At 74.9% G+C, this 10,022-nt stretch carries 7 protein-coding genes and 1 pseudogene; 1 reads left to right on the top strand and 7 read right to left on the bottom strand.

The features are described from left to right. The 4 genes from FHG89_RS27140 to FHG89_RS27125 all read right to left on the bottom strand — a co-directional run. Nucleotides 1-2,846 (bottom strand): hypothetical protein (locus FHG89_RS27140; protein ID WP_139587249.1); only part of this gene is annotated, 2,846 nt, incomplete at its 3' end. 48 nt (nt 2,847-2,894) lie between these two features. Beyond that, nucleotides 2,895-3,215, bottom strand: a complete 321-nt coding sequence (cutA, locus tag FHG89_RS27135; RefSeq protein WP_139587248.1) for a divalent-cation tolerance protein CutA — start codon at nt 3,213-3,215, stop codon at nt 2,895-2,897. A gap of 83 nt (nt 3,216-3,298) precedes the next feature. Beyond that, a complete protein-coding gene (locus FHG89_RS27130) occupies nt 3,299-4,303 on the bottom strand; it encodes a 1-acyl-sn-glycerol-3-phosphate acyltransferase (RefSeq protein WP_139587247.1) in 1,005 nt (334 codons plus the stop codon). Continuing rightward, nucleotides 4,303-5,136, bottom strand: coding sequence for a patatin-like phospholipase family protein (locus tag FHG89_RS27125; RefSeq protein WP_139587246.1), 834 nt, complete (start codon nt 5,134-5,136; stop codon nt 4,303-4,305). The genes FHG89_RS27130 and FHG89_RS27125 overlap by 1 nt, the downstream gene beginning before the upstream one ends. A 144-nt stretch (nt 5,137-5,280) precedes the next feature. Here FHG89_RS27125 and FHG89_RS27120 point away from each other — a divergent pair, with 144 nt between their 5' ends. Further along, nucleotides 5,281-6,717: a serine/threonine-protein kinase gene (locus tag FHG89_RS27120; RefSeq protein ID WP_139587245.1), complete on the top strand. Its 1,437-nt coding sequence runs from the start codon at nt 5,281-5,283 to the stop codon at nt 6,715-6,717. A gap of 21 nt (nt 6,718-6,738) precedes the next feature. Here the strand turns inward: FHG89_RS27120 and FHG89_RS27115 are convergent, their stop codons facing one another. From FHG89_RS27115 to FHG89_RS27105, 3 genes and pseudogenes are all read right to left on the bottom strand, one after another. Next, entirely contained in the window at nt 6,739-7,851 is a 1,113-nt protein-coding gene (locus tag FHG89_RS27115) for a glycosyltransferase family 4 protein (RefSeq protein WP_139587244.1), read from the bottom strand. Nucleotides 7,852-7,954: 103 nt separating this feature from the next. After that, entirely contained in the window at nt 7,955-8,614 is a 660-nt protein-coding gene (locus FHG89_RS27110) for a BON domain-containing protein (RefSeq protein ID WP_139587243.1), read from the bottom strand. A 170-nt stretch (nt 8,615-8,784) separates the two neighbouring features. Beyond that, nucleotides 8,785-9,909: pseudogene (locus tag FHG89_RS27105) on the bottom strand (S1C family serine protease); the annotation flags it as partial. Nucleotides 9,910-10,022: the final 113 nt, after the last annotated feature.

The following is a 10,022-nucleotide window of genomic DNA, read 5'->3' as shown; positions in this document are numbered from 1 at the left end:
ACCGCGAGCGCGCACGCCGCACCGACCGCGGCGAGGGACCCCGCGACCCGCACCTCGACCGCCCGCGCCCCGACGGCGACGACCACAGCCGTCACCAGCAGCGCCCCTTCGGCGGCGAGCGTGCCGGCCCGGGTGGCGAGCAGCCCCAGCACGCCGGCGGCGACCAGCACCGCCCCCACCGGCACGGCGGTCGGCGCGAGCGCCGGACGCGGCGCGGCCAGGGCGGCGAACAGCAGCGCGGCCACACCGGCGAGCAGGACGCCGCCCGGCAGCACCGGCCAGGGTGCTCCCACCGCGACGAGCAGTACCGGCAGCGCGGCAGCGGCGAACGGCAGCGCGGCCAGCAGCGGCGGGCGACCCCCTCGACCGGCCAGCACCACGGCCACCGCCAGCGCGGCGAGCGCCAGCCCGACCGGGTACCCCGCCGGATCCGCGACGACGGCCGGCACGCCCGACCAGATCCGACCCCCGCCGTCGTACGGCGACACGAGCGCGTTCAGCACCGTCGGCAGGGCCGCCAGCACGGCCACCCCCGCCAGCGCGCCACCGACCACCAGCGTCCCCGGCCGGCGGCTCGCCGACGGCCCCCTGACCGTCGACGATCCGCCAACCATCGACGGCCCCCCGACCACCGGTGCCGCCCCGACCGCCGACGGCCCCCCAGCCGTCGACGGCGTCTCGACCTGGGCGGTCGGCCGGTCCCATCGGGCCACGAGCGCGACGACCACCGCCGCCAGGGCCGCGTACAGCGCGATCGGCTCGTTGCCCGCCGCCACCAGCGGCGCGAGCCCGGGCACGGCGACCGCGCCCACCGCGCCGGTCACCGCGTACGCGGTCAGGTCAGCCCGGTGGCGACGCGCCGCGAGGACCGCGACCAGCGGCAGCACGGCGGCGGCCACCGCGAGCCGGGCTTGCCACCAGGGCTGCGCGCCCGCGGCGAACGCCGCCAGCGCGGCGACCCCGGGCAGCGCGACCTGCGCGACGAGAAGACCCGCACCGGCCACCCGGCGGTACGGCCCGGACGCCCGGCGCAGCGCGAGTGCCAGACCGGCCACGACCAGGACGCCGGACGCCACGAGGGCACCCACCGGATCGGCCAGGGCCACCAGCAGTCCGTGCCCGAGCAGGACGGTGCCGCCCAGCGCGCGGCTGGACAGTACGGCGGGTCGTGTCACCGGACGGACCAGCACGGTGAGCAGCAACGCGACCCCACCGAGCAGGTCCACGGCCAGCACGGCCCACCAGGACGCTGGCCAGCCGGCGGGTACGGCGAGCAGCACCGCCACCGCGCCGGCCGTCGCCAGCAGCGCCCACGCGCGGCGGGGCACCAGCAGCGCCGTCGCGCCGAACGCCAGCGCGAGAGCGGGTGCCACCTGCCAGCCCCAGTCCAGGTCCGGTCCGGTCCCGGCCCCGCCCCACGGCGGCAGGGACCGACCGACGGCGGCGACCGCCAGCGCGCCGGTGATCAGCGCCGCGACCTGCGCCGTTCCCGCCGCGACAAGCAGCGCCCCCACGCGCGGGCCGGTCCGCCAACCGCCGCCACCATCCGCCGCCGACCCAGCCGTTGCCGACCCGGCCGTTGCCGGTCCAGCACCCGCTGGCCCAGCCATCGCCGACCCGGCCGCCCCCGATCCAGCCGTTGTCGGTCCGGCCCCCTCCGAGCGGACCGACGCCGGCAGCAGTCGCACCGCACCCGCCAGGCCGACGGCCACCACCGCCGCGGCGAGCAGCAGCAGCGCCGGCCGCAGCTCGGCCACCGGACGCAGCAACGCGACGGCCAGCACCGGCACCACCAGCCCGGCGGCCAGCATCCGCAGCACGGGGCCGCCGACCAGCCGGGCCGCGCCGAACGCGGTAAGCGCGACCAGCAGCAGCGGCGCCCCCGCCAGCAGCGGTGTGCCTGCGGCGCGGCCGAGCAGCAACGGCACCAGCGCGCAGCTCGCGGCGCCGGTGAGCGCCACGACGTGCCCGGCTCCGGCCACCACCCGACCGGCCAACGGCGCCGACCCCGGCCGGCCGCGCAGAGCCACCACCACTGCCAGATCCAGCAGCGCCACCCCGAGCAGCACCAGGGCCCAACCAGCCGCGTCCGGCCGCGCCCCGGCGGCGAGCAACGGCAGCACCGGCTGGGCGCCCAGCAGCGCGGCGAACCACGGCCCGGTCAGCCCACTGAGCCGGCCGTACGCCACGGCGACCGCCGCGCTGGCCCCCCCGACCAGCGCGGCGTACCGGCTACCCGGCCAACCGGCCACCCCACCCAGGTCCACCGACCAGGCCGCGTAACCGTCAAGCACCACCAGCAGCAGCCCCACCGCCGCGAACGTCTCCGCCGTGCCGCGCAACCCCCGACGGACCGCCAGCAGCGGCACGGCCAGCGCGAGCGCGGTGAACGCCGCCAGGATCAGCGCCCGGCCACCGACCCCGACCGACGCCCACGCGACGGCCGTGAACACCACCGCCGCGGTGCCCAGCAGAAGTCCACCGAGGACGAAGAGCAGACCCTGGATCGTCCGCGTCGAAGCCTCCGCCGCCCCCGGCGTCGAGACCGTCCCGACCGTCGACACCGGAGCGCTTCGCGGCACCGGCCCGACGACGGACGCCGCGACCCCGGCGCGGACGACCGCGGCCAGCTCGGCCCGCCGGCGCGAGGTGGCCGCCAACCGACCGGCCAACTCGGTGTACGTCCGACGGGCCTGCTCCACCCGCGGCTCAAGCTGGGCCACCTCCCGACCCAGCCGGACCACCTCGGCGGCGACCGGGTCGGGCGGGCGTCGGCAACCGGCGCAGCCGGCGCTCAGGTCAGCCGGGGCGCCGCAGGCGGGGCAGGGATAGCGGGTGTCGTCCACCCGCACATCATCGAAACACCACCGGGTCGCGGCCCAGAGTGCGCGTACTCATGGTCGGGTGTGCTCGTGTACCCAGGTCGCGTAGCCGGGGTCGCCACTCTCCACCCTGGACACCAGGATCTCCGGCACCTCGTACGGATGGCTGACCCGGATCTGGTCGACCAACGCGGAGAGCCGGTCCGGGGCGGTCTTGAACTGCACCGACCATTCGGTGCTGGTCTCCACACCCGAGCGCCACCAGTAGGTGCTGTCCACCTGACCGCCGACCTGTGCGCAGGCGGCGAGCCGCCCGGCGACGGCCGCGGCCGCCAGCACGTCGGCGACCGAACGTGCATCCACCACCGTCGTCACCACGCAGATCTGGTCCACGACCGCACCCTACGCGGCACCGTCCCGCTGAGCCCGCTTTTCGTTAGCGACTGCGGGGCTCCGCTGCGCTGCGCGCCTCGCGCTCACCGGTTGGCCGCGACCCACGCGTCGATCCGCGCCCACCAGTCATAGAGCCAGTCGATGCGTTCCTGCCGGCCGGCCGGGACGTCCTCCGGCGGCACCGACCAGAACCGCATCACGATCCGCTTGTCCATCGGCAGTTCGCGCCACACGTCGGCGACGGTGAGCATCCTTTCCAGGCCGGTGTGCGCGACGAAGATGACCCCCGCGTCCGGGGCGGCGTCGAGCGCGGCGAGCATCCCGCCGGGCTGCGGGGCGAGCACGTGGCGCATCCGTTCGGCACGCAGCGCCATCCGTTCCAGGCCGAGCGAACGCAGTCGGGCGATGGCGCGCAGCCGCCGTTTGGGCGTGAAGTTGCCGCCCTCCGGGAAGATCACGAACGCGTCGTTGTCGTCCAGGCCGTCGGCGAGGTGCCCCACCTGGCGTACCGTCTCCTCGCCGCGCTCCGGTGTCGGCGCGATGAACCGGTTGGGCAGCCGGTTGAGCAGCACGTCGATCGCCGGGTCCCACTGGAGGCTGTCCTTGAGCACGATGCGCGGCTCCCGGTTGAACCAGTTGACCAGCCCGTGGATCAGGATGAACGAGTCGCCCGGCCCGGCGTGCCGGCAGAGCACCAGCTCCGGCCGGCCGGGCAGCGCGGTGTCCGGGTCGGTGCCCACCACGTCGATGGTGAGCCGCAACGTCCAACGGGCCTGCCAGAACAGCACCCGCAGGAACCAGCCGGCCAGCACGTAGTGCGCGCGTTGGAAGGCCGGCGACCGGGTCCGCCAGCCGCAGCCGGAGACCACCCAGAGCACGAACAGCGCGAGCAGCGCGGCGGCGTCCCACACCAGGTAGACGCAGCCGATCCAGAACAGCCGCAACGGCCGGAACCGGCCCGGGACCAGCGGCGAGGCGGCGGCCGCGAGCAACGCCCAGACCGGCAGCGTGGTGACCACGAGGAACGCCAGCAGCACCACGGTGGGGGCGATCAGCAACCGGCGAAGCCACCTGGGGGGCAGCGGCATCAGCGTTCCACGTGGGTGGCGAGGTAGCGGCGCGAGGCGGTGTACGCCCGGCTGATCCGCCGGCCCACAGCCGCCATGTCCCGGTACGCCCACGGGGTGTCGTCGCGCGGGTTCAGCCCGCCGGTCGGCAGGACGTGCACCTCCACCCCCTCGGGCAGCGCGGCCATCTCCCGGAAGAAGCGGTGCCGGCGGGATATCTCGAACGCCACCTGGGCGATCTCCCACGGCCGCCGGGGCGGGGTCAGCTCGCGCTCGATCCGGCCCACCTGGAGGACGAAGATCCGGCCGGCGCCGGCGGCCACCGCCTCGCCGATCGGGATGGAGTTGACGATGCCGCCGTCCACGTAGTGCGCGCCGTTGATCTCCATGGGTGGGAGCAGCCCCGGCACCGACGCCGACGCCAGCACCGCCGGCACCACCGGCCCACTGTCGAACCAGTGCTCGGCGGCCCGCTCGATGTGCGCGGCGCAGCAACGGAACGGCACCCGCAGGTCGGCGAACGTCGTGTCCACACCCAACTCGGATTCGAGCAGCCGGCGCAGGGGACGCGGCGAGTGCAGGTGGGTGCGGGCGGCGAAGCGGCGCAACTGTCGGGCGACGGAATCGCCGTACACCTCGCTGGCCTCCGGCGACGCCCAGAGCCGGACCAGCCGGCCGGTCACCGCCTCCGTCGGGTCGGCGGCCACCAGCGCGCCGTTGACCGCGCCGATGGAGGTGCCGAGCACCAGGTCGGGTTGGATGCCGGCGCGAAACAGGGCACGCAGCATGCCCACCTCGACCGCGCCGAGGACTCCCCCGCCGCCGAGCACGAACGCCACCGGTCCCCCCGCCATGTCTCTCATCCTGGCACGGGCCCGCCGCCACCGGCATTCGGCGCAGAGCGGGCACCGCCCGTCGACGGCCGGCCGGACGCCGTTGACAGGCCGGACACATTCGCGCAACCTGATACCGCTCCCACCCCGAGGCAGGTGCGATCCGTGAAGGCAGCGCTGCACCCGGGCCGGTTACTGGCCCGCAGGTACCGGCTTGTCGACCAGATCGGCGCCGGCGGCATGTCGGTCATCTGGCGTGCCCGTGACGAGGTGCTCGACCGGGTCGTGGCGCTCAAGGTGCTCGCCCCGTCGTTGGCCGCCGACGCCCGCTTCCGCGACATGGTGCGCGAGGAGGCCCGCGCCGCCGCCCAGTTGGTGCACCCGCACGTCACATCGGTGCACGACTACGGCGAGACGGTCGACCCGGACGGCTCGATCACCTCGTTCGTGGTGATGGAGCTGCTCAGCGGCGAGGAGCTGGAGCTGCGGCTCACCGAGGGGCCGCTGCCATGGGCCGAGGCGGTCGAGGTATGCGGGCAGATCGCCGACGCGTTGGCAGCCGCGCACCGGCTCGGCATCGTGCACCGCGACATCACCCCGGCCAACGTGATGATGACCGCGACGGGCGTCAAGGTGCTCGACTTCGGCATCGCCACCCGGATCGGCGCGCCGGACGAGGACGAGGACGGCGGCACCTTCGGCACCCCCGCCTACGTGGCCCCGGAACGGCTCGACGGCGCCCCCGCCCAACCGGCCAGCGACGTGTACTCGCTCGGCGTCCTGCTGCACGAGACGCTCACCGGTCGGGTCCCGTACCCGGCGGACACCTGGGAGCAGCTCAGCGCCGCGTTGGCCGACGGCCCGGCACCGACCCTGGCCGACCTGCCGGAGCTACCCCCGGCGGTGGCCCGGATCTGCCTGCGCTGCCTGTCCCGCGACCCGGCGGGCCGGCCGACCGCACGGCAGGTCGCCACCACCCTGCGCGACCAACTGCTGCCGGCCGAGCCGACCGCCCCGGTGTCCACCCTGGCCGTGCCCCTCGAACCGGTCCCCGGGCCCACGGCGACGGACGCCCCCGCCGAGGAGGCGACACCGCCCCCGGGTCGGCCCCGTCGGCGGCTGGCGCCGCTGCTGGTTCCGGCGCTCCTCGCGGTCGGCGTGGCGCTGGCCGGGGTGGCCCTGCTGCCCGATGAGCGGTCGACACCCCGGACGCGGCCGTCGACCGGTCCCGTCGCGCCCCCGCCGTCGGACCCGCCGGTCGTCGAGTCGTCGCAGCCCTCGGCTCCGTCGTCGTCCGCACCGCCGAGCGCCCGCTCGACCACCTCGGAGCCCGGCAACCTGATCGAGGCCGCGAACCGTGTGGACCAACTGATCGGCGACGGGCTGAACGCCGGGGAGATCCGCTCCGATGTCGGCCTCGACCTGCGCAACGAGCTGCGGAACCTGACCGTCGCGGTCGGCTCGGGCCGGGACCAGCTGGCACCGCCGGTGGCCCGGCTGCGGGAGAAGGTCGCGGTCCGCCTCGGCGAGGGCGGCATCAGTCCGGCGTACGCGCAGCGGCTCGACGTCGCCATCACCGAGCTGGGTGCGGCAGGCGTCTGACCCCGGCCACACCTCGGCGGCTCAGCGGGCCGACACGCGGGCCGGTTCGCGGATGTCGTACCGGTCGGCGGCGAAGCGGCGGTAGAGGTCCTCGTAGCCGTACGCCATCCGTTCGGCCGAGAAGTTCTCCGCGACGTGCGCCACGCAGTCCTGCGGGTCGAGCTGCGCTGCGGCGCGCAACGCCGCCGGAAGGTCGTCCGGCGTCTCACACACCAGCCCGGTCACGCCGGGCCGGACCAGCTCCGGCACCGCGCCCCGGTTCAGGGCGACCACCGGGGTCCCGGTCGCCATCGCCTCCAGCATCACCATGCCGAACGGCTCCTCCCACTGGATCGGCATGATCAGGCAGCGGGCGTCGACGAGCATCCGCAGGGTCTGCGCACGGTCGGCGTTGAGAACGACTGTCACGTCTTCGTCGATCAGCGGCTCGACGACCTGCTCGTAGTAGCGGCGCTCGGCGGGCTCGTTGCACTTGCCGGCCAGCAGCAACGGCAGCCCGGCTTCGCGGCACGCCCGGATGGCGACGTCCGGGCCCTTGTCCGGGCTGAACCGCGCGAGCCACAGCACCGGCCCGGGGCCGGGCTCGGTCTTGCGGGGGAAGCCGCGGATGTCCAGCGCGTTGTGCACCGTGCCGGCCCAGGGCAGGCCGGGGTTCAGGCCGCGCTGCGCGTGCGAGATGGCCACCAGGCGGACGTCCCGGTCGGCGTCACCGAGCACGTCGCCGTACTCCCCCACGGGGTTGCCGTGCACGGTCGCGACCGTCGGAACGGCCCGGCGGCCGGCGACCAGCGGACCGATCGTGGTGTGGTCGTGGATCACGTCGAAGTCGGCGGCGGTGATCAGTCGGTTCACCCGGGCCAGGTGGGCCAGCTCCGGCAGCGACTCGCCGAGCCGCTCGTACTGGACGTCAGGGATGGTGGAGACGAAACCGCCGGCGGCGGTGCCGTGCTGACCGCCGGCGCCGAACAGGGTCACCGCATGCCCGTGCGCGGTAAGCGCGTCCACCAGGCCGGCGACGACCTGCTCCAACCCGCCGTAGCCGGGCGGCGGCACGGACAGCCAGGGCGGTACCACCATCGCGATGCGCAACGACCGCTCTCCGGAGCGCTCGGCGGGCGGGTGGTTCACGGCCACGGATCCTCCCCGATTGTCCCGGTTCCGGTGTCGACGCCGGTCGTCGGCGTGGTCCGCGACGGTTTCCCCGTGGCGTCGCCGGTAAACCGGACAAGACGGACGTTCACCCGCCGACCAGGAGTTGATCGTGGACGACCCGCACTCCGGGCGCGGACCAGGCCACCCGCTGGACCTGGTCGTGTTCCCACCACGAGCGGACCACCCCGGCGAGGACCAGCGTGTCGCCGTCCACCTCGACTGTCACCCGGTCCGCGCCGATCGTGCGCAGCAGCGCACGCCGGACGTCGTGCCGCAGCCGGTCGCCGGCGGGCGGCGCCGGCGGACGCACCTCCACCAGGTTGGTGATGCCCCGCACCCCGTCCAGTCGGCGCAGCTCCCCCTCGGCGGCGCGGCGCTGCCAGCCGAACTCCACCTCGCCGCGCAGCATCAGCCAGCCGTTGGCGACGGTCACCGCCAGCCGCTCGGCGGGCACGAAGCTGTCCCACTCCAGCGCCCGGGAGGCCGCGATGGCGATCTCGGCGTCGGTACGCCCCGGCGTGCCCGCCAGCCGTACCTCGATCTCGTCGGCCACCGCCCGCACCCCGCGCACCCGCTGCGCGCAGCGGGCCGCCGCCCACCGCCGGGCGACGCCGTCCACGAACCCGTGCAGGGTGACCACGCCCTGGTCGACCGTCACGCCGATCTCGTTCGGTAGCAGCCGCGGGTCCCACGCCAGCTCGGCCAGGACGTCGCGCTGGATCCGCTGGTCGTCGTCGGCATCCACCGGTCCCACCCCCGTCTCGCCTCGTCCTGGCGAACCTGCCGGACATACGGGTGACGGCGGTTCACCCGGATCGGGTGAACCGCCGTCGGAACGAGAAGAAGCGGCGGGTGACGGAGCCAACCCCCTTGGCCCCGCCACCCGCCGCCGGAGGGAGGAGGCAGGTTCTGGTGTTAGGACGTCTCGGCGAGCGTCACGGTTGCCGTCTTCTCGACACCGTTTCGCTTGTACTGCACCTCGACCCGGTCGCCGACCTTGCCGGCCTGCACCGCGCCCACCAGGTCGTCGGAGTCGTTGATCGCCTTGTCACCGAAGCGGGTGACGACGTCGCCCCGCTGGAGGCCGGCCTTCTCGGCGGGGCTGCCCGCGGTAACCGACGCGACGAGAGCGCCGCCGCCCTCTGCCTGGTTGACGCCCACCCCGAGCGACGGGTGGCTGACCTTCTCGCCGCGCTGGAGTTTGCCCGCGACGTCCTTGGCCTTGTTGCTGGGGATGGCGAACCCGACGCCGATGTTGCCGGTGCTCTGCCCGGAGGTGGCGATGGCGGTGTTGACGCCGATCACCTCGCCGCGGGTGTTGACCAGCGCACCGCCGGAGTTGCCGGGGTTGATCGGCGCGTCGGTCTGGAGCAGGCCGGAGATGGAGCTGACGGCCTGGCTCTGCTGGCTCGGGTCCTGCGGCTGGCCCTCGCCGGCGCGGATGGTGCGGTCCCGGGCGCTGAGGATGCCCGCGGTCACCGAACCCTGCAGACCCAGCGGGCTGCCCAGGGCGAGCACCTGGTCGCCGACCTGCATGGCGTCGCTGTCGCCGAATTTGGCCGGCTTGAGGTCGCTCACCCCGTTGGCCTTCACCACTGCCAGGTCGGTCTTCGGGTCGGTGCCGACGATCTTCGCCTCGGCGTTCTTGCCGTCGGCGAAGACCACCCGCACGGTGTTACCGGCGGCGGAGGCGACCACGTGGTTGTTGGTGAGCACGTACCCGTCGGCGCTGAGCACCACCCCGGAGCCCTCACCGCTGTCGGTGGTGATCGAGACGACGCTGTCCTGCACGGACGCGGCGATCTTCGGCAGGTCCGCGCTGTTGAGAACGGGGGCCGCCGAGTAGGTGCGGGTGACGCCTCCGCCGTCGCCGTCGAGGGCGAGCGCGAGCGCCCCGCCAGCGACGCCGGACCCGAGCATCAGGGCGAACACGGCGACACCCGCGCCGGCGAACTTCGCGATGCGGCTCGGCCGGGGGCCGCTGCCGGGCGGCGGGACCTGCGGCCCCCACGGCGGGACCGGCTGACCCGGCTGGTGCGCGTGCCAACACCCGCGGCGAGGTGATCGGCGTCAACACCGCCATCGCCACCTCCGGGCAGAGCACCGGCAACATCGGCGTCGGGTTCGCCATCCCCAGCAACAAGGCCAAGGAC

The sequence above is a fragment of the Micromonospora orduensis genome, assembly GCF_006228125.1.
Classification (GTDB): domain Bacteria; phylum Actinomycetota; class Actinomycetes; order Mycobacteriales; family Micromonosporaceae; genus Micromonospora; species Micromonospora orduensis.
Note: the sequence above shows the minus strand (reverse complement) of the source record. Positions and strands in the feature narration are given on the sequence as shown.